This is a genomic window from Lysobacter firmicutimachus (assembly GCF_037027445.1).
Taxonomy (GTDB): Bacteria; Pseudomonadota; Gammaproteobacteria; order Xanthomonadales; family Xanthomonadaceae; genus Lysobacter; species Lysobacter firmicutimachus.
In genome coordinates, this window is sequence record NZ_JBANDL010000002.1 from 2,961,420 (window position 1) to 2,983,057 (window position 21,638).

Sequence of the window (21,638 nt, forward strand, 5' to 3'; positions counted from 1 at the left end):
ACCAACTGGCGTCTGCGCACCTCGAAGCGAAGAGGCTTGGGCGATAGCTAGGTGATCATCGCCACCTCCGCTCCGCCTGTTTGCAAGCGCCACAATCGGGCGTAGGTCGCGCCGCTGGCGATCAGCGTGTCGTGCGTCCCGTCTTCGACCACAGCGCCGCGATCGATCACGAGAATGCGGTCGGCCCTTCGTAACGTGTTGAGCCTATGGGCGATGCTGATGATCGTTCGTCCCTCGGCGATCGCGTCCATATTGGCCATGATCGCAGCCTCCGACTCGTAGTCGAGCGCACTGGTCGCTTCATCCAGCAGCAGGATCTTAGGGCGTGTGAGCAATGCCCTGGCCAAAGCGATGCGCTGGCGCTGACCGCCCGACAGCCGCGAGCCTCTTTCCCCGACTTGAGTGCCGTACCCCTCAGGAAGCGACCGAATAAACGCATCGGCACCGGCCAAAGCGGCAGCCTCGACGACCTCCGCCTCGGAGGCCTCCGGCCTACACATAGCGATGTTTTCGGCCACGGTGCCTGAGAACAAAACGCTTTCTTGCGGAACAACGCTCATCTGACGGCGCAGCGTCACCGGATCGGCGATCGCAAGGTCGATCCCATCCACCAATACCTGCCCGCGCTGCGGAACGTACAGCCGTTGCAGCAACCGACTGATCGTGCTCTTGCCCGATCCCGAGGGGCCAGTTATGCCGATGAACTCGCCCGGACGAACCTCCAGGTTCAAGTTGCGCAGCACTTCCTGGCCGTCTTCGCCGTATCGAAAGAAAACGTTTTTAAATCCAACCCTTCCCTGTAGCGCCGGGATCGACGCCAGTCCGCCGCTTCCGCTCTCCGTGGGTTCGTCGAGCACGTCGCCGACGCGACGCAACGAAATCATCGCGTGTTGCAGGTCTTGCCAGGTTTGCGCCAAACGCAAGATCGGCTGAGTGAGATGCCCTGCGAGCATATTGAACGCCACCAGCTCGCCCGGACTGAGTTTGTTATCCATCACCGAAGTGATGCCCCACCACAACAGCAAAGCGCTCGACAGCTTCTGCACCAGACCGATTGATTGACCGACGGAAATTCCTAGCACGTTCGACCGAAACGAAGCCCGCACGAACTTAGAGAACTCGCTCTCCCATTGCCGCAGAAATAGCTCTTCCGTGGCAGTGGTCTTTATGACCTCGATGCCAGTGACCGATGAGGTCAAGAACGCGGTGTTGTCCGCACTCAGTTCGTACTCTCGCTTAGTGCGGATGCGCAACAGCGGGCCTAATACCATCCACAGAACGAAGTAGATCACTAGCGTCGCCAGAACGACCAAAGTCAGCTTGACGCTGTAGGCAAGCATCACAGCGACGAACATCCCGAGGAACATCAAATCCAACACTACGGTCATCGTCGAGCCGGTCAGGAACTGGCGGATATGATCCATCTCGCCGACGCGGGCGATGATTTCTCCCGTCTGGCGCTTGCGGAAATATCCGACCGGCAACGCCATCAGATGTTGATAGACGCGCGCGGAAAGCTCAGAATTAATCTTCGCCGCTACGTTCGAGAACAGCCAAGAGCGCAAGAATCCATACACCGGCTCGAATACCGCCAAAGCGAGCAGTGCGATTCCAAGCACCTGCAAACTAGAGATGCTTCGGCTCACCAAGACTCGATCGATGACGTTCTCGAATACTGCCGGAGTCACCAAGGCGATCACTTGCAGCATCAGTGACACCAACAGAACGCTCCTGAACTGCCGGATATGCTTGATGACCGACGGAACGAACCAAGCGAAGCCAAATGATTTCCGTCCAGCTGGCTCGCTCGTCTCGGCCAGCAGGATGGCCTGACCCTGCCACGCCGAAGGCAGCTCGCCGAACGTCACTGTCGAGCGCGTGCCGGTCGTCGGATCGCGCAAGATCGCATTCGCCTCGTCCACCGCCTCGAGTACTTGCCAGCCTACGTTCGTCGCCAATAGCGCCGGAAGCGGCAATGCTGCGACTCTCTCCACTCCGCTATGGACGCTTCTTGCCCTCAAGCCGATCAGGCGCGCGCAGCGGCAAATGTCTATTTCACTCGCTACGCCTTGCGTCCGCCCGAGTTGATGGCGCAACTGCTCGGGTTCGACCGAAATCCCGTGATGCCGCGCCGCATAGGACAGAGCCACCAATCCGCTGTCGATTGCGCCATTGGCCAAACATCGGCCCGCCGTCAACCTCAACATCACCGCTCCTTCAGCGCTTCGGAGCGATACTCACGCAAAGGGCTGAGAACGTAGTCGATGACGCGCCGCTTCCCCGTGCGGATTTCCGCGGTCACGCTCATGCCCGCTTGCAAGGGGAACTTCTTGCCGTCGGACGACATATGCAGACGACTCAACTCGACCCGGGCAGGAAATACCAGTCCCAACTGATCGTCCTTCACCGAGTCGCGGGAAACGTTCAGTATCTTCCCAGGCACGGTTCCGTAGCGCGTATAGGCGAAAGAGTCGACCTTCAACTCGACCGATTGCCCAGGCTTTACAAACCCCACATCTGCGTTGAGCACCATGATTTCTGCCTGCAGCGAACTCTCGTTAGGCACGATCACCATCAACTGTTGCCCGGGCTGCACCGCGCCGCCACGGGTATGCACGGCCAGCTGCTGCACAACTCCACTGACCGTCGCCCTCAGTGTCTGCAGGCGCAGCTTTTCTTGCGCCCTGATCAACTGCTGGGCAAGGGTAGAACTGTCCACTCGCACTAAGCTCAGATTGTCCTGATACTCCTTGACCATCTTCGCCAAGTAGCTATTTCGCTGATTGCTCAACGATTGATACTGCGCCCTCAGCACTGCCAGATCGGATCGCTGCTGGGAGATAGATCGCTCTATCTCTAGGCGCTCTTTCTCTTGCTGCTGCAACTCCACCTTGGAAAGCAATTTGTCGGCCGCCAAAGCCCGATAGGCCTCCAGCCGCTCGCTTACGTTGGCCTCCAGCTTCTGCAGCGCCGCGATGTCCGCATTGCGTCCCCGCTGATTGGCCAGATTGACTCCCATTTCGCTTTCAATCCCGGCGACATTCGCCCGCCTTTCCCTCGAAGAACTAATCAGGTGCCCGCGCGCAAGCGCCGCCTCTTCGGCCGACACCTCCTCCGGTGCGGTGAAGTTCGCGACCGGATCGTCCGTCAGCATCGCCTGCAGCCTGGCCTGCTCCAACAGTTTGGAGTTCAGCTGATTGCGCAACGACCTTAGCTCTGCGTCGGCGCCGATCGGATTCAGGCTAATCAGTACGTCGCCGACCTCGACTCGAGCGCCGTCGCGTACGTGAATCGAAGCGATCTCGCCGCCTTCGACCGCCTGAACCACTTTCGAATTGCTGGGCACGAGCAGGCGCCCCGCCGCGTTGGCCTGGATGTCCAGATGACCGGCAATCGACCAGATAAGCGCCGCGACGAATAGCGCCGTCAACGCGATAGCGGTTCGGCGCGACCAAGGCACCGGCGGGCGCTCCACGACCTCTAGGTATCCCGGCTGGAACTCGTATTCGTCCCGGTTCTTTTCCAGATGACTGCCCTTACTGGCGGAACGTACGACGTTCAACGCGTTTTTTATGCGATTAGGCAGCATTTCTTTCTCCTGCATCCCCGAACGAGCGCTGCAATTGGAACAACTTGGCGTAGCATCCGCCGAGCGAAATCAGTTCATCGTGACTTCCGACTTCGGTAATTCGACCATGTTCCAACGCGACGATTCGGTCGCATTGTCGAACCGCGGATAGGCGATGGGCGATCGTGATGACGGTGCGTCCCCTGGATATTTCCGCCATGTTTTCCTGGATCAAGGCCTGCGATTCGTCGTCCAGGGCGCTGGTCGCCTCGTCGAAGATTAGTATTCTCGGATCGGCCATAAGGGCGCGGGCGATAGCGATGCGCTGCCGCTGTCCGCCCGAGAGGGAACTCCCGCCTTCCGCCAAAACGGTGTCGTAGCCCAACGGAAGCTGCAGGATGAAGTCGTGAGCGCCGGCGAGTTTCGCCGCTCGCGCTACGTCGTCCAGCGACGCCGAGGTATCCCGGATGGCGATGTTGTGGCGGACACTGCGATTGAAGAGATAGCTTTCCTGCTGGACCACGCCGATCTGGCTGCGCAAGTAACGGGTACTCAGCTGCTTCAGCGGCAAGCCGTCGAGAAGGATCTCACCCGAATCCGGCTCATACAGTTTCTGCAGCAGATAGGCCAACGTGCTTTTTCCGGATCCTGAAGGGCCGACCACCCCGATACTCTCTCCCGGCTCGATATCCAAGGACACGCCCTTCAGCACCGGCTCCGAATTTGGCTGATAGCGAAACACTAAATCGCACAGCTGGATCGATCCGGTGATCCGTTCCGCCGGCTCGTTCGCCGCTTGATCCGACTCAGTCGGCAGATTCAGCATGTCCCCGAGCTTGTCAACCGCGACCCTGGCTTGAACGAACTGTTGCCAAAGGTCGGTGAGCTTGGAGATGGGTCCATTGATATGCGACGCCATCATGTTGAATGCGATCAGCTGCCCTATGGTGATCTGCAAAGAAGTCACCAAATGAGCGCCGTACCAGATGACGCCGACGGATATGACCTTCTGTAGAAGCGTCACGCCGTGACTGATCATGCTGTTCAAACTCTGGGTGCGGAATCCCGCCTCTACTGCTTCCGCGGTCTGCGCCTCCCACCGCCGAAGCATTCTCGGCTCTACCGCCATGCTCTTGATCGTCTCTACGCCGCCGACCGACTCTGTCAGCAGAGATTTATTCATGGCTGCAGCCTGAAACTGACGATCTATTCGCAGCTGCAATGGTCCCGTACTCGCGTAGGCGATAGCGAAGTAAAAAGGCATGCCGACGAGAACGACGCAGGTTAGCGCCCACGACAACCGCGACATTACATACAGGAACACGAATGCGAACAGAAGATCAACACAGAGAGTAAGCATGGACCCGGTAAGGAAGGACCGGATTCCCTCCAACTGCTGCACACGGGCGATGATCGTTCCGATCTGACGGGACTTGAAATAGAGCAGCGGCAAACCCATCAAATGCTTGAATAGCCTGACGCCCAAACCTATGTCTATTCGATTAGTGGTGTGGGTGAATATGTACTCGCGCAATCCGGTCAGAATCGCTTCCCAAACTGCGATCACGACCAACGCGACCGTAAGGACGTCCAATGTCGATAGCGCCTTGTTCGCCAGAACCTTGTCCATCGCCACTTGAAACACCAACGGCGACCCCAGCGCCAACAGCTGCAGCACCAGAGAGATGGCCAGCACCTCTGCCAGCAAGCCTTTGTGCCGTATGAATTCCGGAACGAACCAGCGAACGTCGAATTTCGGTGGCGAATCGAGCAATTTGATGACTTCGTCGCCCCAAATCGCTTTAAGTTGATCGCCACTAATGACTTGCGGGCTGGAGCTGCCCGGATGAAGAACCAACGCCTGAGTGGCCGACCGATTCAGTAGAATTAGATACCTACCCGCCTCGGTCCGAAAGGCAATGGGCAAGCGGGCTTTGGCCAGCTTCGAATAGCGAAGCTTGGTTACGGAAAACTTGGCGCTGCTAGCCTTTCCGTATATTGCGATCGCGCGCTTGACTTCGACGCCTTGAACCTGGATGTCGAAACTTTGATCTTGGCCCCTCGCCAGGGAGAGCAGGATCCGGCAGCACGCCAGCGCCGAACTCAGCGGATCGAGTTGGCCATCGGAATTTCGAATCTTCGACATTTGCCACCGGCCCTTGGAAGTCAGGCACCGTGCGGCTTCGAACGAAGCGCTTACAGATCTGACCAACTCTCATGGCGGGAAAGAATATCGATGGCTTGCAAGCCGCCTCAATTGGCAAAATTCTTAGTTTTTTTGTGAAATAGGTCTCAAATTTTTTACTTGCTGATGCGCCAAGGTGCCGCGTTGATCACATGTATCGACCGCGACTGGCGGCGATCACGACAATCGGGCCCAAAGCGTCCTCGCTAGTTCGATCCAAACAGAAGCAGTCCCCTCCCCAAGAAGCTCTGCATGAAGAAGTCGAAGTTCAATCGTCCGGATACTGAAAGAGACCGAAGCCGGCGCGCAGGGTCGCCGAGACCTGCCGCAAACACGGAATCAACAAGCTGACGTACTACATACGGAAATCGAAGCACACCGGCATGAAGGTGTCGTAACTACGGCACCTGAAGGACATCGCAGCCGAACTGGCTCGGTTGAAGTGCATGTACGCCGACCCGGCCTTGGACCGCCATGCACTCAAGGACGTCATGCCGCGAAGGCTCTAAGCCAGGCTCGGCGGCTGAGGCCGAGTCTGGCGATGCAAACCGATCATGGACTGAGCGCCCGACATGCCGATCGAGCGCTGCGCCTGTCTCGGTCGGCACGGCACTATCGGCCCCGTGCCTACAATGACGGGCCGTTGGTCGCTGCCATCGAGCTGCATCTGAAGGACAACCCGGACCAAGGCTTCGGGTTGCTGTTCGACGGTGCGCTGCGGCAGCAGGGCTGAGACAAGGCGCGGACCCGGCACATGGACAGACGCTGAAGCTCAACTTGCTGCGGCACGGGAAGCGTCGCCTACCGAAACGGATCAGGGAACCGCTGAAAGCTCCACCCTCCGCCAATCACACCTGGTCCGTCTGCTTCATGTCCGATGCGCGTTGGCCGGACCGGCGTTTTCGCACCTTCAACGTCAACGATGACCTCAACCGGGAGTCGATGAAGATCGACATCGACAGCAACCTGCCATCGGCCAACATCGTTCGCGTCCTGGACGAACTCGTCGAGGTGCGCGGCGCCAAAACGATTGCGCGTGGAAAATGGCCCGGAGTTCATCAGCGACGCGTTGAAGCACTGGGCCAAGCACGAGGCACCGGACCGGTTCGTATCCGCCACGCTGGACGAGGTCCGGCGCATGGCCGAGGACTGGCGCCACCGTTGCAGCCATCGCCGCCCGCACCGATCGCTGGGCGGCCTTTCACCACATCACTACGCGATGGCGAACTCGCCAGCCACCTCTACTTTCAAATGGCTCGAAAGAAAGAGGACGCTTCAGTTGCTTGTTCTATGGCATCAGGACCGGATCGACAGCTGGTGCTCAAGGCCTTGATGATGGACAGTTGGCAACGCCCACCGTAGCGCGGTGATCCCGTACTTCGATCGCGGGACGCAGTTCACCGGCGCGGAGTACCGCGAACCAGCCGCCGGCCCGCGGGTGCACTCCAGCACATGCCGGCCGCGGCGGACGCGGACCAGCATCCGCGCATGAGCGACCGTCCCGTCTGCTACCCCGCCCCTTCGACCGCATCGTCGGCCTCAGGCCCGCTGCCGCAGCTCGACGTGCTGACCTCGCCGGTGCCGGTCGGGCGCTTCGACTCGCCGGTGGACCGGCGCCATGTGCTCTGCCTGCACCTGGGCGCGCCGGTGCCGGTGTCCTATCGCGCCGGCCGCTACGAACGCCAAGGCGTGCGCCTGCACGGTCAATTCTGCGTGGTGCCCGGCGGCAGCAGCACGCGCTGGACCCTGACCCGTCCGGCACGCTCGCTGCTGCTGCGGCTGGCGCCGTCGCTGTGGCAGGACACCGTGCACGGCTTGGGCGCGGGAGCGGCGGACGAGCTCGCGCCGGCCATCCACATCCGCGACCCGCAGATCGAACGCATCGGCTGGATGATGCAAGCCGAGGAAAGCGACGGCTTTCCCGGCGGGCGCTTGTTCGCCGACGGTCTGGCCTCGGCGCTGGCCGCGCGCCTGCTGGCGCTGCAATCGCGCAAACCCTTGGCGCCGTCCGCGGCCGGCGCGCTACCGGCCTGGCGCCTGCGCCGGGTGATCGAATACATCGAAGCCCATCTCGACCGCGATCTGCGCCTGGAGGAACTGGCCGAGATCGCAGGCTTCAGCGTCTCCCACTTCAAACCTCTGTTCAAACAGGCCACCGGCCTGCCCGCGCATCGCTTCGTGCTGGAGCGGCGGGTCGAACGCGCACGCACGCTGTTGCAGCAGGGCCGTCACGGCATCAGCGAGGTCGCCCTGGCCTGCGGTTTTTCCCACCCCAGCCACATGGCGCGATGCCTGCGCCGATCGCTCGGGCTCACGCCCTCGCAGATCGTCGCCGCGACGCATTGAGCGCGCCGCAAGACACCCCAGCCACTGGCCGACGACAGCTCGGCCGGCGCCATCCGGGCGAATCGCTCAGGGCGAGGCGCGGCGCGCTTCGCCCAAGGTCGCAGCCGCGGCGCCGGGCTGCATCCAACCCTGCAGGGAAAAATCGTCCGGCAGCGGCGGCGACGGCGGCTGTAGGCGCACGCGGGCCGCGATCCGCATGCCGACCGGAGCGAGCTCGGCCAGGCGCGCGGCGCGATCCTCGTCGGTGCTGATGGTCGCGAAGGTTCCGCTCGGGTCCGGCGTTGGCGCCGACTCCGGGGTACTGACGGTCTCGGTCTTGACGATCTCGATGGCATAGCCGGCGTCCGCCGAGGCTTCGATCCGCACGCGATAGCGCTCCTGCCCATAGGCCCAGTCCGTGCTGGCGACCCGCTCCAAGGGCGCGCCAGGCGCAGGCCAGCGCGCGCCTTCCTCGAGCAGCATGCTCAGCCACAGCAGCGGCGGCGTCGCAACCAGGCCGACGAAGGCCGCCGGGTCTTCCGGCAGCGCGCCCGCCGCTTCGCCTTTCACGAACCGGCGGCCGTTGCCGAGCAGCAGCACCTCGATCCGATGTCCGCCGTTGTCGATCGCCACCCGGGTCTCGTCGCCGGCATAGCGCTCTACCCGGCCCAGATAGTCCGCATGGCCGTTGCCGTCGGCGCGGGTTTCGATCCAGCTCATGCATTCGACCATGTGTTCGATGCGCGCGCAGTCGGGCTGCGCGGCGGCGCAGGCCGCCGGCGCGGCGAACACAGCGGCCAACAAGCCGGCCCGGCACAGTCCTCTCATGGCATCGTCCTCATGACGCGAAACTCCCTGCCTTGCGCAAGCGCAGGAGTATACGCAGCGGCAAGTCGCGGCGGCGCTTCACGCCGCGATGCAGCCTGCGTTAGCACCCATGAGCGTCGCGCGCTCCGCCTGCGGAACGTCGCACCGCCGCCTTCCACCCATCGAAAGGCCCGCCATGAGCAACTACCTCCCCGAGCAACTGCTCCACATCGGCCACTTCACCCTGGACTTGTATCCCTATGTGTCGCAACCCGATCCGCAGGAAGGCAGCACGGCCATCCAGTACGGCGGCGACTTCAAGTCCAGCTACGCGCCGCTGCCGGCGCGCAACAAGCTCGGTCTGGTCCAGCTGATCTTTCCGCAGACCAAGGTCTTCGAGCAGACCAAGCCCAATGCCTGGAACGTCGACAAGCGCGCCCCCGACACCGGCCAGAGCCAATTCATGGCCCAGTGCCTGTACGGCAGCGACAACGGCCGTATCGCGAACTCGAAGTTCGACGGCCCGCAACGGCACCTCGGCGCGGACCTGTGTTGGCTGGTGGATACGCCGCGCGAGTTCTGCAAGAACATCGCTCCCAACCTGGTCTCCACCGCGACCCTGACCAAGTTCGCCAACTACGCCGTCGACCTGGTCACCGGCAAGTTCGTCAACGCCGGCATGCTTTGGGGTTACTACGTGCTGCCGCCGGGCGGCGCGCACCAGCCTTACACCCTGTACGTGCAACCGCCGCAGGAAACCCGCCTGCGCGACAGCAACGAACACATCAAGGCCATCGCCGACTTCCTCAAGACCACCGCCGACAAGGTCAAGAGCAACATCGGCTGAGGGCCGGACGCATCGCCCGCGGCGACCGCCGGCCAAACGCGCAGGCAAAAGAAAAGCGGGCCGAAGCCCGCTTTTCTTCAATCGCTGCGATGCGCGGGCCGATTACTCGGCGGCCACGCCCTCGCCTTCTTCCACGGCCTTCATCGACAGGCGGATGCGGCCCTGCTTGTCGACTTCCAGCACCTTGACCTTGACCAGGTCGCCTTCCTTGAGCTTGTCGCTGACCTTCTCGACGCGCTCGTTGGAGATCTGCGAGACGTGGACCAGACCGTCCTTGCCCGGCAGGATCGTCACGAAGGCGCCGAAGTCCATGATCTTGGCGACCTTGCCTTCGTAGATGCGGCCCGGCTCGACGTCGGACACGATCTGGTCGATGCGCGCCTTCGCGGCCTGGGCGGCGGCGGCGTTCACCGAGGCGATGACGATGGTGCCGTCGTCCTGGATGTCGATCTGGGTGCCGGTTTCCTTGGTGATGGCCTGGATGGTCGAACCGCCCTTGCCGATCACTTCGCGGATCTTGTCCGGATGGATCTTCATCGTCAGCAGGCGCGGCGCGTACTCGCTCAGCTCGCCGCGCGGCGCGGTGATGGCGTTGGCCATCTCGCCGAGGATGTGCAGACGGCCGGCCTGGGCCTGGGCCAGGGCGACCTTCATGATCTCTTCGGTGATGCCCTGGATCTTGATGTCCATCTGCAGCGCCGAGATGCCTTCGGCGGTACCGGCCACCTTGAAGTCCATGTCGCCGAGGTGATCCTCGTCGCCCAGGATGTCGGACAGGACGACGAAGTTGTCGCCCTCCTTGACCAGGCCCATGGCGATGCCGGCGACCGGCGCCTTGATCGGCACGCCGGCGTCCATCAGCGCCAGCGAGCTGCCGCAGACCGAAGCCATCGAGGACGAGCCGTTCGACTCGGTGATTTCCGAGACCACGCGAATGGTGTACGGGAACTCTTCCATGGTCGGCATCACCGCCAGCACGCCGCGCTTGGCGAGACGGCCGTGGCCGATTTCGCGGCGCTTCGGCGCGCCGAAGCGGCCGCATTCGCCGACCGAGTACGGCGGGAAGTTGTAATGGAACAGGAAGTGTTCCTTGTACTCGCCCGAGACGGCGTCGATGATCTGGCCGTCGCGCGCGGTGCCGAGGGTGGCGACCACGATCGCCTGGGTCTCGCCGCGGGTGAACAGCGAGGAGCCGTGGGTGCGCGGCAGCACGCCGACCTTGGAGGCGATCGGGCGCACGGTGTCGAGCGCGCGGCCGTCGATGCGGACCTTAGTGGTCAGCACGGCGTTGCGCATGGTCTGGTACTCGAGCTCGCCGAATTCCTTGGACAGGTCGGCGGCGACCCAGCCTTCGGCCTCGGCGCGGCCGGCCAGCGAAGCCAGCACGTCCTTCTTGATCGCGCCGATGGCGTCGCGGCGCTGCAGCTTGTCGCGCACCTGGAAGGCTTCGGCCAGCTGGCCGCCGACCGCTTCCTTCAGCGCCGAGATCATCGCGTCGTTCTTGGCCGGAGCTTCCCAGCTCGACGGCTTGGTGCCGGCCTCGACGACCAGCTCGTTGATCGCGTTGATGACCTTCTGCATTTCGCGATGGCCGAACATCACCGCGCCGAGCATGACCTCTTCGGACAGCATCTTGGCTTCGGATTCGACCATCAGCACCGCGTTCGAGGTGCCGGCCACGACCAGTTCCAGGTCGGAGTCGAGCAGTTCGGTGGCGGTCGGGTTCAGCAGGTACTGGCCGTTCTTGTAGCCGACCTTGGCCGCGCCGATCGGGCCCTGGAACGGCGTGCCGGCCAGCGCCAGCGCGGCCGAAGCGCCGATCAGCGCCGGGATGTCGCCGTCGACTTCCGGGTTCAGCGACATCACCGTGGCGATGATCTGAACTTCGTTCTTGTAGTCTTCCGGGAACAGCGGACGGATCGGACGGTCGATCAGGCGCGAGATCAGCGTTTCCTTCTCGGTCGCGCGGCCTTCACGCTTGAAGAAGCCGCCCGGGATGCGACCGCCGGCGTAGAACTTCTCCTGGTAATCCACGGTGAGCGGGAAGAAGTCCTGGCCCTCGCGCGCGCTCTTGGCGGCGACGGCGGTCACCAGCAGTACGGTGTCGTCCATCTTGACGATCACGGCGCCGCTGGCCTGACGGGCGACTTCGCCGGTCTCCAGGGTCACCTGATGGTTGCCGTACTGGAAGGTCTTGGTAATTTTTGCCACGTTGGGTTCCTTCGGTATCTATGCGTGCCCGGCCGAGGCCCCTGCCTCGCTCCGGTAGGCCGCCGGCGCAAGCGGCCTGAGGATTGGTTGTGGTGCGCGCGCGCTCCGGCGCCGCATCGCAATGGCCCGCAGGCCTGTCCAGTTCGGCGGTCGCGCGCGCGTACCGCCGCTGGTGGCGTTGCCTCCTGCATCGCCGGGCGGCGCTTTCGCGTCCGCCAAAAGAAACCGCGGCGCATCGCTGCGCCGCGGTGGGGTGTCCGGTTAGCGGCGCAGACCGAGCTTCTCGATCAGGGCCTTGTAGCGCTCGCCGTCTTTGCGCTTCAGATAGTCGAGGAGGCTGCGACGACGGTTGACCATCATCAGCAGGCCGCGACGGCTGTGGTGGTCCTGCTTGTGGGTCTTGAAGTGGCCGGTGAGCTGCTCGATGCGAGCGGTCAGCAGGGCGACCTGGACTTCCGGCGAACCGGTGTCGTTGGCGCCGCGCTTGTTATCTTCGATGATCTTGCTGGTGTCGATCGACATGACGATTTCTCTGTAGATGCGCGGCCCGCAGAAGCGAATCGGTCGCGGTGGATCACCGCCCCGACGCACCGCTTGGCCCGCCGTTTGCTGAAGTAAGGAATGCCGTTCTCGCCGCTTCCGCGACGCGGGCGCCGGGAAGTGCTTGAAAAGCGGCGGGATTGTAACAGCCCGGAAGCGCGAATGCGACCCGCGGGCCAATGCCGCGGCAGGAATCTCGCCCTGTTCAGTTTTCCCGACCTGGTCCGCGCCCGCAGCGGCTCAACCGCCCTGCGCGGCCCAACGGAACAGCCGCTGCGGCTGCAGCCGGCCCTCGCCCTGGCGCAGGCCCAGCCCCAGGCAGCGCCCGGCCTCGCCGAACACGGCCACCAGCCCGGGTTCGCCGGCCTCGCAGGGCACCGCCTGGCCGCGCCCCAGGCGCGCCGCCGCCGCCGCGTCCAGTTCGACCCGGCCGAAGCCGCTCAGCCCGGCTTCGATCGGCAACAGGCATTCGTCGAGGGCGCGGTCGCTGCCCTCGCCGGCCAGTTCGCGCAATCGCTCCAGAGTGATCATCTGCGGCTGCAGGAAGGGCTCGACCCAGAGCCGGCGCAGGCGGGCGACGTGGGCGCCGCAGCCCAGGGCTTCGCCGAGGTCGCGCACCAGGCTGCGCACGTAGGTGCCCGAGCCGCATTCCACCTGCAGGTGCAGCAGGCGCGCGCCCTCGCGGCCGGTCAGGCTCAGCGAATGCACCGTCACCTCGCGCTCGGGCGCCTCGATCGCCTCGCCGCGGCGGGCCTTGGCGTACAGCGGCTCGCCGCCCTGCTTGAGCGCGGAATAGATCGGCGCGCGCTGGCGGATCGTGCCGCGCAGCGGCGCCAGCGCCGCCTCGATGGCGGCGTCGTCGAACTCCGGCACCGGCCGCTCGCGCAGCGGCGCGCCGTCGGCGTCGTCGCTGTCGGTGGTCAGACCGAGCACGGCGGTGGTGGTATAGGCCTTGCGCGCGCCCAGCAGCAAACCGGCGATCTTGGTCGCCTCGCCGAAGCACAGCGGCAACAGGCCGGTGGCCAGCGGGTCCAGGCTGCCGGTGTGGCCGCCCTTCTCCGCGCGAAACAAGTGTCGCGCCTGCTGCAGTGCCTGATTCGAGCTCAGGCCTTGCGGTTTGTCGAGCAGCAGAATGCCGTCGACATTGCGCCATTGGCGTTTACGCGTGGTGTTCAAGCAGGGCGTCCGGGTTGGAAGTTCGCGGCCGCAGCGGCCGCAAGGCGGATGGCCGAATGCTCCCATATTGCGCAGCCAGCGGCGCGTGAAGCAGCGCGCGCCGACCGGCGGTCGCCGCCGCGCGGGCGCGGGGACCGGATCGGGATTCGGCGGAAGGGGGCGGGCCGAGCCGCCCGGGCGCGGCTCAGCCGGCCTTGCCGTCGTCGTCGCTGTCGCCGGCATCGGCCGGCGGCAGGTCGCGCAACAGGATGTTGATGCGCTCGCCGCGATCGACCGAATCGTCGTAATGGAAATGCAGCTCCGGCACATGGCGCAGCTTCATCGCCCGGCCGAGCTGGAAGCGCAGCTCGCGCGCCAGCTCCTTGAGCGCCTTGACCGCCTCGGCGGCGCGCTCGCTCTGCAGCGCGGTCACGAACACCTTGGCATGGGCCAGGTCGCGGCTGATCTCGACGTCGGACACGCTGACCGACGGCAGGCCGTGCTCGCGCACGGCCTCGTGCACCAGCGTCCCGAGCTCGCGACGGAGCTGGGCGGAAACGCGATCGGTGCGGTGGAACGATTTGCTTGGCATCAGGGATTCGTGATTCGTGATTCGGGATTGGTCAAAGCAAGCATCGCGGGAGCCGGGAGATTCGGGGTCCGCCTTGCGAACCCCGAATCCCCAATCCCGAATCCCGGCTTACAGCGTGCGCTGAACCTCGATGCGCTCGAAGCACTCGATCTGGTCGCCCGGCTTGACGTCGTTGTACTGCTTGACGCCGATGCCGCACTCGGTGCCGTTGCGCACTTCGTCGACGTTCTCCTTGAACCGGCGCAGCGATTCCAGCTCGCCTTCGAAAATGACCGCATTGTCGCGCAGCACACGGATCGGCTTGCTGCGCTTGACCACGCCTTCCACGACCATGCAGCCGGCGACCGCGCCGAACTTCGAGCTGCGGAACACGTCGCGCACTTCGGCGATGCCGATGATCTCTTCGCGGATCTCGACGCCGAGGATGCCCGAGGCCACCTGCTTCACCTGGTCGATCACGTCATAGATGATCGAGAAGTAGCGCAGGTCGACGCCGTTGGACTCGATGATGCGGCGGGCCGAAGCGTCGGCGCGGACGTTGAAGCCGATCACCGTGGCCTTGGCGGTGGCCGCGGCGTTGGCGTCGGACTCGGTGATGCCGCCGACGCCCGAGCTGATCACGTTGATCCGGATCTGATCGTTCGACAACGCCACCAGCGCCTGGCGCAGCGCTTCCACCGAACCCTGCACGTCGGCCTTGACCACCAGGTTGAGGCTCAGCTGGCCCTCGCCCTTGCCCAGCTGGGCCATGATGTCTTCCATGCGGTTGCCGGCCTGGGCGACCAGGCGCGACTCGCGGCGCTTGGCGTCGCGCTGCTGCGCCACGTCCTTGGCCAGGCGTTCGTCGTCGACGACCACGAAGTCGTCGCCGGCGTCGGGCACGCCCGACAGGCCCAGCACCTGCACCGGGATCGACGGACCGGCGCTTTCGACCTGCTTGCCGGTTTCGTCGAACAGGGCGCGGACGCGGCCGTAATGCACGCCGCACACCAGATAGTCGCCCTTCTTGAGCTGGCCCTGCTGCACCAGCACGGTCGCGACCGGGCCGCGGCCCTTGTCGAGCGCGGATTCGATCACCGTACCGGTGGCGCGGCCGACCGGAACCGCCTGCAGCTCAAGCACTTCGGCCTGCAGCGAGATCGCATCGAGCAGATCGTCGACGCCGGCGCCGGTCTTGGCCGACAGCTCGACCATCTGGGTCTCGCCGCCGAACTCTTCGGCCACCACTTCCTCGCCGAGCAGTTCGTTCTTGACCCGCAGCGGATCGGCGTCGGACTTGTCGATCTTGTTGATCGCCACGATCAGCGGCACGCCGGCCGCCTTGGCGTGCTGCACGGCTTCCTTGGTCTGCGGCATGACGCCGTCGTCGGCGGCGACCACCAGCACCACGATGTCGGTCAGCTTGGCGCCGCGCGCGCGCATCGAGGTGAAGGCGGCGTGGCCCGGGGTGTCGAGGAAGCTGATCACGCCCTTCGGCGTTTCGACGTGGTACGCGCCGATGTGCTGGGTGATGCCGCCGGCTTCGCCCGAGGCGACCTTGGTGCGGCGGATGTAGTCCAGCAGCGAGGTCTTGCCGTGGTCGACGTGGCCCATGATCGTGACCACCGGCGGACGCGGCGCCTTGTCGCCCTGCGTCTCCTCGACGTGTGCGATCAGCGCGTCCTCGGCGTCGTTGGCGTTGGCCTTGATCACGGTGTGGCCGAGTTCTTCGGTCACCAGCGCCGCGGTGTCGTGGTCGATGGACTGGTTGATGGTCGCCATGACGCCCATCTTGAACAGCGCCTTGACCACGTCGCCGCCCTTGAGCGCGAGCTTCTGCGCCAGGTCGGCCACGGTGATGGTGTCGCCGATCGCGACTTCGCGCACGATCGGCGCGGTCGGACGCGAGAAGCCGTGCTGGCCGCCGCCGGAGCGCGACTGCTCGGACTGGCGGCGCGGCTGCGGCTTGGACTTGCCGCGCGAGCTGCTGCTGCGGCGGGCCCGGTCGGAGGCGCTGAGGTGCAGCTGGCCGGCGAAGCGGTTGGCCGCATCGTCGTCCTCGACGCCGGCGACCATCGCGTGCGAGCCGCGGGTCTTGTGGCGCGCGGCGCTGTTGCGGTCGTCGGCGCGCGGCGCGACGGCCGGCGCCGGCTTCGGATGGCCGTGGCCGTGAACGCTCGGCGGCTTGCGCGCCGGCTCCTGCTCGGCGGTCGGCGCGGCCGCGCTGGCGTCGGCCAGCTTGGTCCGGGCTTCCTCTTCGGCCTTGGCCCGCGCTGCGTCCTCGGCGGCCTGGCGCGCGGCCTCGACGGCCTCGGCGCGACGGCGGTCGTCCTCGGCCAGGCGCTGCTGCTCGGCCAGGTTGCGCTGCTTGGACTCCTCGAGCTTGCGCAGGATCTCCGCGCGCTCGTCGTTGTCCGTCGCGCCCGAACCGCCCTCGTTCGGCTTGACCAAGGTCACCTTCTTGCGCACGACCACGTCGACGGTGGTGCGGTTCTTGCCGCCGCCGACGGTGATTTCCTGCTTGCGGCTGCGGTTGAGGGTGATCTTCTTCGACGCCTCGTCCGCATCGGCCGGCTTGTCGGCCTTGCCGTGGGAGCGCTTGAGGAAGCCGAGCAGCTTGACTTTTTCGATGCTGGTCACGACCTGGTCGGGGCCGCTGAACTTCATGCCGGCCTCGGCCAGCTGTTCCAGCAACTTCTCGACCGGCGTGTTCACCAGTTCGGCCAGCTTGCGGATGGTGGTTTGCTGCGACATTCGGTTTTCCGTGTCCTCGTGGCGCGGGACGGATCCCGCGCGTGATGGCGCCATTCTAGCTCCGCGCGCGCCGCACGACCGGCTCGCGCAGGCCTTCTTGGCCTGCCCGCGGACCGGGCCATGCCCGATCCTGCGAATCCGCGCCCGGCCGGGCCGGTGGCGGGGTGCCGCAAGACGCTCCCCGGAGCCTCTTGCGGCGGTGATTACCTCGACTCGCTAATTCACTCGAACCAGTGCTTGCGCGCTTCCATGATCAGGGCCTTGGCCCGCTCTTCGTCCACGCCCTCGATATCGGTCAGCTCGTCGGTGGCCAGGTCGGCCAGGTCGTCGCGGGTGACCACGCCGCGCGAGGCGAGCGTGAACGCCAGCGCCTCGTCCATGCCGTCCAGCGACAGCAGGTCGGCGGCGGGCTGGTGCTCGTCGAGCTCCTCTTCGGCGGCCAGGGCCTCGTTGAGCAGGGCGTCGCGGGCGCGGGCGCGCAGCTCCTCGACGATGTCCTCGTCGAAGCCCTCCACCGCCAGCAGCTCGCCGACCGGCACGTAGGCGATTTCCTCGACCGTGCTGAAGCCTTCCGAGACCAGGATGCCGGCGATTTCCTCGTCGACCTCGAGCTTGTCCTGGAACAGCTGACGCGCCGACGCCTGTTCGGCCTCGGACTTGGCGGTGACCTGGTCCTGGGTCATGACGTTGAGCTGCCAGCCCGACAGGCGGCTGGCCAGGCGCACGTTCTGGCCGCCCTTGCCGATCGCCTGGGCCAGACGGTCCTCGGCCACGGCCAGGTCCATCGAATGCTTTTCTTCGTCGACGATGATCGACTGCACTTCCGCCGGCGCCATCGCGTTGATCACGAACTGGGCCGGATTGTCCGACCACAGCACGATGTCCACGCGCTCGCCGTTGAGTTCGTTCGACACCGCCTGCACGCGCGAACCGCGCATGCCGATGCAGGCGCCGATCGGATCGGTGCGGTTGTCGTGGGCGAGCACGGCGATCTTGGCGCGGTCGCCCGGATCGCGCGCGCAGGCCTTGATCGAGACCAGGCCCTGGCCGACTTCCGGCACTTCGAGCTTGAACAGCTCCATCATGAATTCCGGCGCGGCGCGGCTGATGAACAGCTGCGGGCCGCGCGGCTCGGTGCGCACGTCCTGCAGGTAGCCGCGGACGCGGTCGCCGGCGCGCAGCACGTCGCGCGGGATGCCCTTGTCCTTGGGGATGATCGCCTCGGCGTTGCCGCCCAGGTCGACGTAGATGTTGCCGCGCTCCACGCGCTTGACGATGCCGGTGACCAGTTCGCCGACGCGGTCCTTCCACGCGTCGACGACCTGCGCGCGCTCGGCTTCGCGCACGCGCTGCACGATCACCTGCTTGGCGGCCTGGGCGGCGATGCGGCCGAATTCGGGGTTCTCGATCTGCTCTTCGATGTAATCGCCGACCTCGACGCCTTCGACCTCGTCGACCGCGTCCATCAGGCGGATCTGGCGGTCCGGCGACTCCATGACCACGTCGTCGGCCACCACTTCCATGCGCCGGAACGTCTCGTAGCTGCCGTCCTTCTGGTCGATGGACACGCGCACCAGCACATCCTCGTCGTGGTAGCGCTTCTTCGCGGCCGAAGCCAGCGCGGCCTCGATGGCCTCGAAGATGACCTCGCGCGGCACGCCCTTTTCGTTGGCGACCGCATCCACCACCAGCAACAGTTCCTTGCTCATTTCGTCACTCCGCACGGGTCGGCGTTCCGCCGCCGGCTTTTCGGGTTGGTAATCGGCTGGAAGCGTCCCGCGCTCCCATGTTCGTCACTTCTTCTTCGACGCGTCCTGCTTCGAAGCCTTGTCCTTGGTCGGCTTGCCGCGGCTCGGGCTGCCCTTGCTCGGGGCGAAGCCCAGCGCGGCCCAGTCCGGCACGATCCGGCCCTTGTCGATGTTCGAAAACGGCACCGCGAACCGCACGCCGTCGACCGCGAACGCGACCTGCTCGCCCTCCACGCCGAGGATCTCCCCCTGCAGGCGGCGACGGCCTTCGTGCGGCAGCTTGAGGCCGACCTTGGCGGTCTCGCCGGCGAAACGGCGGTAGTGCTCGATCGTGAACAGCGGCCGGTCGATGCCCGGCGAGGACACTTCGAGGTTGTAGTTGCCGCTGATCGGGTCCTCGACGTCGAGCTGCGCCGACACTTCGCGGCTGACCGCTTCGCAGTCTTCGATCGTCACCGAGCGCGGCTCCTGGCCTTCCGGCGTGGCGTCGAGCTCGGCCGCCGGCACGTCGATGTACAGGCGCAGGGTCGCGCTGCCCGGCGCCGGCAGGTATTCGATGCCAAGCAGCTCCACGCCCAGCGACGCGATGGTCGGAGCGAGCATTTCGGCGATTTGGGTGGCCTTGTCCGTCACGCGCCGGAACTCCCTATGTTGCGATTGCCAAGAGGTGCGACTGGTTACGACCAATCTTTCGATACGCGAAGCTTGTGTACGCCGAGCGGTAACCGCGAGGCCCTGCGGCTTGGTAGCGCCGCGAACCGCGTTGCGCCCCGGATCGCGGAAACGCAGAAACGACAAAGGGCCCGTTGGGCCCCTTGTCCGTTACCGCTGGATTTCGGCGTGATCGCGCGAGCAGAGCGCGACCACAAAGCCCGAGCCTTAGGCAAAAAGAAAGCCTCCTTGGAGACTCTCTTCAGCCGAAGCTGGTAGCGGGGGCAGGATTTGAACCTGCGACCTTCGGGTTATGAGCCCGACGAGCTGCCAGACTGCTCCACCCCGCATCAGGCCGACCATGATAGCGGTCGGCGTCACTTCCTGCAAGCCTTCGATCTCGATTCGGGATCTCCGCTTGCCCTGCGTTCCGTGGTCGTTGCCGACTGCGTCTCGCAGGACCGCAATAATAAGGCGGTTTCAAAATTATTCAAGTCTTATTTCGGGATTCGGGATTCGGGATTCGGGATTCGGGATTGGGGATTGGGGATTGGCGAGCAGGCGCTCGTCGCTCCAACCCCACCCGCTATCCGCGCCCCACCCGCTAGCGGCGAACCGCTTGAACGAATCCCCAATCCCGAATCCCGGCCCAAAAACAAAAGGGCCGCGGAGCGGCCCTCTCGTAACGCTTGCGGCCTAAAGGGCTCAGGCCTGGAAGGCGCGCAGGCACCAGTCCATGATCGGGTTCCAGGCGATGCCCAGCGCCAGCAGGCCCAGGGCGTTGACGCCGAACACCACGCGCAGCGGGCGGTCGTCGCTCGGCGCCGGCATCTTGCCGTCCGGCTCGTCGAAGTACATGGCCTTGATCACGCGCAGGTAGTAGAAGGCGCCGATCACCGCGAACACGATGCCGACGATCGCCAGCCACAGCATGTCGCCGTGCAGCGCGGCCTTGAGCACCGCCAGCTTGGCCCAGAAGCCCAGGAACGGCGGCAGGCCGGCCAGCGAGGCCATCACGCACAGGACCATGCCGGCCATCCACGGGCTGCGCGCGTTGAGGCCTTTGTAGTCGTCGATCTTGTCGGCCTCGAAACCGCGGCCGGACATGACGATGATCGCGGCGAAGGCCGCCGCCGACATCAGCGCGTAGCTGATGGCGTAGAACGCCGCCGCGGCGAAGCCCTGCCCGCCCCCGCCGGCCATGCCGATGAACAGGAAGCCGACGTGGGACACGGTCGAGTAAGCGAGCAGGCGCTTGAGGTTGGTCTGCACCAGCGCGCTGAGGTTGCCGATCGCCAGCGACAGCACCGCCAGACCGGCCAGCAGCAGGCGCCAGTGGCCGTCCTGGCCGGCCGCGCCGACTTCGAGCAGACGGTAGGTCATGCCGAACGCCGCCAGCTTCGGCGCCGCGCCGATGAACAACGTGATCGGGGTCGGCGCGCCCTGATAGACGTCCGGCAGCCACATGTGGAACGGCGCCGCGCCGAACTTGAAGGCGATGCCGGCGACCACGAACACCACGCCGGTGATCAACATCAGCGAGGACGGGCCGACCTGAGTCGCGACCGCGATCTGGTCCAGCATCAGGCTGCCGGTGGCGCCGTAGATCAGCGACAGGCCGTACAGCAGCAGGCCCGAGGCCAGCGCGCCGAGCACGAAGTACTTGATCGCCGCTTCCGAGGCCAGCGGACTGTCGCGATCGACCGCGACCAGCGCGTAGGAGCACAGCGCCAGCATTTCCAGGCCCAGGTAGACCATCACCAGGCTGCCGGCCGAGACCAGCAGCATCATGCCGGCCAGGGCGAACAGCATCAGCACCGCGACTTCGCCCTTGTACAGGCCGCGCGAGCGCAGGTAGGGCCAGGTATAGATCAGCGACAGGATGCCGACCACGCCGATGCCGAGCTTGAGCACGTCGGCGGCGGTATCGCGCACGAACATGCCGGCCAGCACCGAACCGTGGCCGCCGACGTCGAAGGCGATCAGCGCGGTGGCGACCGCGACCGTCGCGATCGCGAACACGTGGGAGACGATGCGATTGCGCTCCTCGACGAACAGGTCGAGCATCAACAGCGCGAACGCGCCGAGGATCACCACCAGTTCGGGCAGCAGGGGCATCAGATCGGCGAAGGTCCGTACGGGCATGTTCATTAGTGCATCTCTTGGCGGATCCGGCTCGGCGGCGAGCCTTACTCTAGAAGCGAACGGAGGGAAGTGAGAAGTGAGCGCACCCGCGCCCTGCCTTTCTCCCGCCCCTCACTCCTCGCTGCTACTCA

General features: G+C 65.1%; 15 protein-coding genes and 1 tRNA gene. 3 read left to right on the forward strand and 13 right to left on the reverse strand.

Going from position 1 to position 21,638, the window contains the following annotated elements:
• Window positions 1–47 precede the first annotated feature (47 nt).
• The 3 genes from V2J18_RS12950 to V2J18_RS12960 are packed head-to-tail and all read right to left on the reverse strand — an operon-like array spanning window position 48 to window position 5,714.
• The gene (locus V2J18_RS12950) at window positions 48–2,207 is read right to left on the reverse strand and encodes a type I secretion system permease/ATPase (protein ID WP_064749510.1); all 2,160 of its coding nucleotides are present in this window, start codon (window positions 2,205–2,207) and stop codon (window positions 48–50) included.
• Entirely contained in the window at window positions 2,207–3,589 is a 1,383-nt protein-coding gene (locus V2J18_RS12955) for an HlyD family type I secretion periplasmic adaptor subunit (RefSeq protein ID WP_336131975.1), read from the reverse strand. The genes V2J18_RS12950 and V2J18_RS12955 overlap by 1 nt, the downstream gene beginning before the upstream one ends.
• Window positions 3,579–5,714: a peptidase domain-containing ABC transporter gene (locus V2J18_RS12960; protein WP_064749512.1), complete on the reverse strand. Its 2,136-nt coding sequence runs from the start codon at window positions 5,712–5,714 to the stop codon at window positions 3,579–3,581. Before V2J18_RS12960 ends, V2J18_RS12955 begins: the two co-directional genes overlap by 11 nt.
• 909 nt (window positions 5,715–6,623) lie before the next feature.
• Between V2J18_RS12960 and V2J18_RS12965 the strand changes: the two genes are divergently transcribed.
• Both V2J18_RS12965 and V2J18_RS12970 read left to right on the forward strand, forming a co-directional pair.
• Entirely contained in the window at window positions 6,624–7,115 is a 492-nt protein-coding gene (locus tag V2J18_RS12965; protein ID WP_261370193.1) for a hypothetical protein, read from the forward strand.
• 126 nt (window positions 7,116–7,241) lie between these two features.
• A complete protein-coding gene (locus V2J18_RS12970; RefSeq protein WP_064749539.1) occupies window positions 7,242–8,099 on the forward strand; it encodes a helix-turn-helix domain-containing protein in 858 nt (285 codons plus the stop codon).
• 66 nt (window positions 8,100–8,165) lie between these two features.
• Here the strand turns inward: V2J18_RS12970 and V2J18_RS12975 are convergent, their stop codons facing one another.
• Entirely contained in the window at window positions 8,166–8,906 is a 741-nt protein-coding gene (locus V2J18_RS12975; protein WP_336131976.1) for a hypothetical protein, read from the reverse strand.
• Between the two features lie 175 nt (window positions 8,907–9,081).
• Here V2J18_RS12975 and V2J18_RS12980 point away from each other — a divergent pair, with 175 nt between their 5' ends.
• The gene (locus V2J18_RS12980; protein ID WP_336131977.1) at window positions 9,082–9,732 is read left to right on the forward strand and encodes a hypothetical protein; all 651 of its coding nucleotides are present in this window, start codon (window positions 9,082–9,084) and stop codon (window positions 9,730–9,732) included.
• A 102-nt stretch (window positions 9,733–9,834) separates the two neighbouring features.
• On the opposite strand, the gene pnp is transcribed toward V2J18_RS12980, so the two are convergent.
• From pnp to nuoN, 9 genes are all read right to left on the reverse strand, one after another.
• Complete coding sequence (pnp, locus tag V2J18_RS12985) at window positions 9,835–11,943, reverse strand: polyribonucleotide nucleotidyltransferase (protein WP_064749515.1); 2,109 nt, start codon at window positions 11,941–11,943, stop codon at window positions 9,835–9,837.
• Window positions 11,944–12,204: 261 nt separating this feature from the next.
• Window positions 12,205–12,465 (reverse strand): 30S ribosomal protein S15, encoded by a 261-nt coding sequence (rpsO, locus tag V2J18_RS12990; protein WP_064749516.1) that lies wholly within the window; start codon window positions 12,463–12,465, stop codon window positions 12,205–12,207.
• 258 nt (window positions 12,466–12,723) lie between these two features.
• Entirely contained in the window at window positions 12,724–13,659 is a 936-nt protein-coding gene (gene truB, locus V2J18_RS12995) for a tRNA pseudouridine(55) synthase TruB (RefSeq protein WP_064749517.1), read from the reverse strand.
• Between the two features lie 184 nt (window positions 13,660–13,843).
• Window positions 13,844–14,230 (reverse strand): 30S ribosome-binding factor RbfA, encoded by a 387-nt coding sequence (gene rbfA / locus V2J18_RS13000; protein WP_064749518.1) that lies wholly within the window; start codon window positions 14,228–14,230, stop codon window positions 13,844–13,846.
• A gap of 108 nt (window positions 14,231–14,338) precedes the next feature.
• Window positions 14,339–16,963 carry a translation initiation factor IF-2 gene (gene infB, locus V2J18_RS13005; RefSeq protein ID WP_064749519.1) on the reverse strand — a complete coding sequence of 875 codons (2,625 nt, stop codon included), beginning with the start codon at window positions 16,961–16,963 and terminating at the stop codon, window positions 14,339–14,341.
• 221 nt (window positions 16,964–17,184) lie between these two features.
• Entirely contained in the window at window positions 17,185–18,672 is a 1,488-nt protein-coding gene (nusA, locus tag V2J18_RS13010) for a transcription termination factor NusA (protein WP_064749520.1), read from the reverse strand.
• 84 nt (window positions 18,673–18,756) lie between these two features.
• The gene (gene rimP / locus V2J18_RS13015) at window positions 18,757–19,344 is read right to left on the reverse strand and encodes a ribosome maturation factor RimP (protein ID WP_336131978.1); all 588 of its coding nucleotides are present in this window, start codon (window positions 19,342–19,344) and stop codon (window positions 18,757–18,759) included.
• Between the two features lie 291 nt (window positions 19,345–19,635).
• Window positions 19,636–19,712, reverse strand: a tRNA-Met gene (locus tag V2J18_RS13020).
• A gap of 355 nt (window positions 19,713–20,067) precedes the next feature.
• Window positions 20,068–21,513: an NADH-quinone oxidoreductase subunit NuoN gene (gene nuoN, locus V2J18_RS13025; RefSeq protein WP_064749522.1), complete on the reverse strand. Its 1,446-nt coding sequence runs from the start codon at window positions 21,511–21,513 to the stop codon at window positions 20,068–20,070.
• Window positions 21,514–21,638 lie beyond the last annotated feature (125 nt).

Excerpts from the sequence above, each read along its gene's own strand:
- V2J18_RS12970 (WP_064749539.1), top strand. The coding sequence starts at position 7,242 with ATGAGCGACCGTCCCGTCTGCTACCCCGCCCCTTCGACCGCATCGTCG.
- V2J18_RS12980 (WP_336131977.1), top strand. The coding sequence starts at position 9,082 with ATGAGCAACTACCTCCCCGAGCAACTGCTCCACATCGGCCACTTCACC.
- infB (WP_064749519.1), bottom strand. The coding sequence starts at position 16,963 with ATGTCGCAGCAAACCACCATCCGCAAGCTGGCCGAACTGGTGAACACG.
- nusA (WP_064749520.1), bottom strand. The coding sequence starts at position 18,672 with ATGAGCAAGGAACTGTTGCTGGTGGTGGATGCGGTCGCCAACGAAAAG.
- V2J18_RS12975 (WP_336131976.1), bottom strand. The coding sequence starts at position 8,906 with ATGAGAGGACTGTGCCGGGCCGGCTTGTTGGCCGCTGTGTTCGCCGCG.
- V2J18_RS12950 (WP_064749510.1), bottom strand. The coding sequence starts at position 2,207 with ATGTTGAGGTTGACGGCGGGCCGATGTTTGGCCAATGGCGCAATCGAC.
- rbfA (WP_064749518.1), bottom strand. The coding sequence starts at position 14,230 with ATGCCAAGCAAATCGTTCCACCGCACCGATCGCGTTTCCGCCCAGCTC.
- rpsO (WP_064749516.1), bottom strand. The coding sequence starts at position 12,465 with ATGTCGATCGACACCAGCAAGATCATCGAAGATAACAAGCGCGGCGCC.
- V2J18_RS12955 (WP_336131975.1), bottom strand. The coding sequence starts at position 3,589 with ATGCTGCCTAATCGCATAAAAAACGCGTTGAACGTCGTACGTTCCGCC.
- nuoN (WP_064749522.1), bottom strand. The coding sequence starts at position 21,513 with ATGAACATGCCCGTACGGACCTTCGCCGATCTGATGCCCCTGCTGCCC.
- V2J18_RS12965 (WP_261370193.1), top strand. The coding sequence starts at position 6,624 with ATGTCCGATGCGCGTTGGCCGGACCGGCGTTTTCGCACCTTCAACGTC.
- V2J18_RS12960 (WP_064749512.1), bottom strand. The coding sequence starts at position 5,714 with ATGTCGAAGATTCGAAATTCCGATGGCCAACTCGATCCGCTGAGTTCG.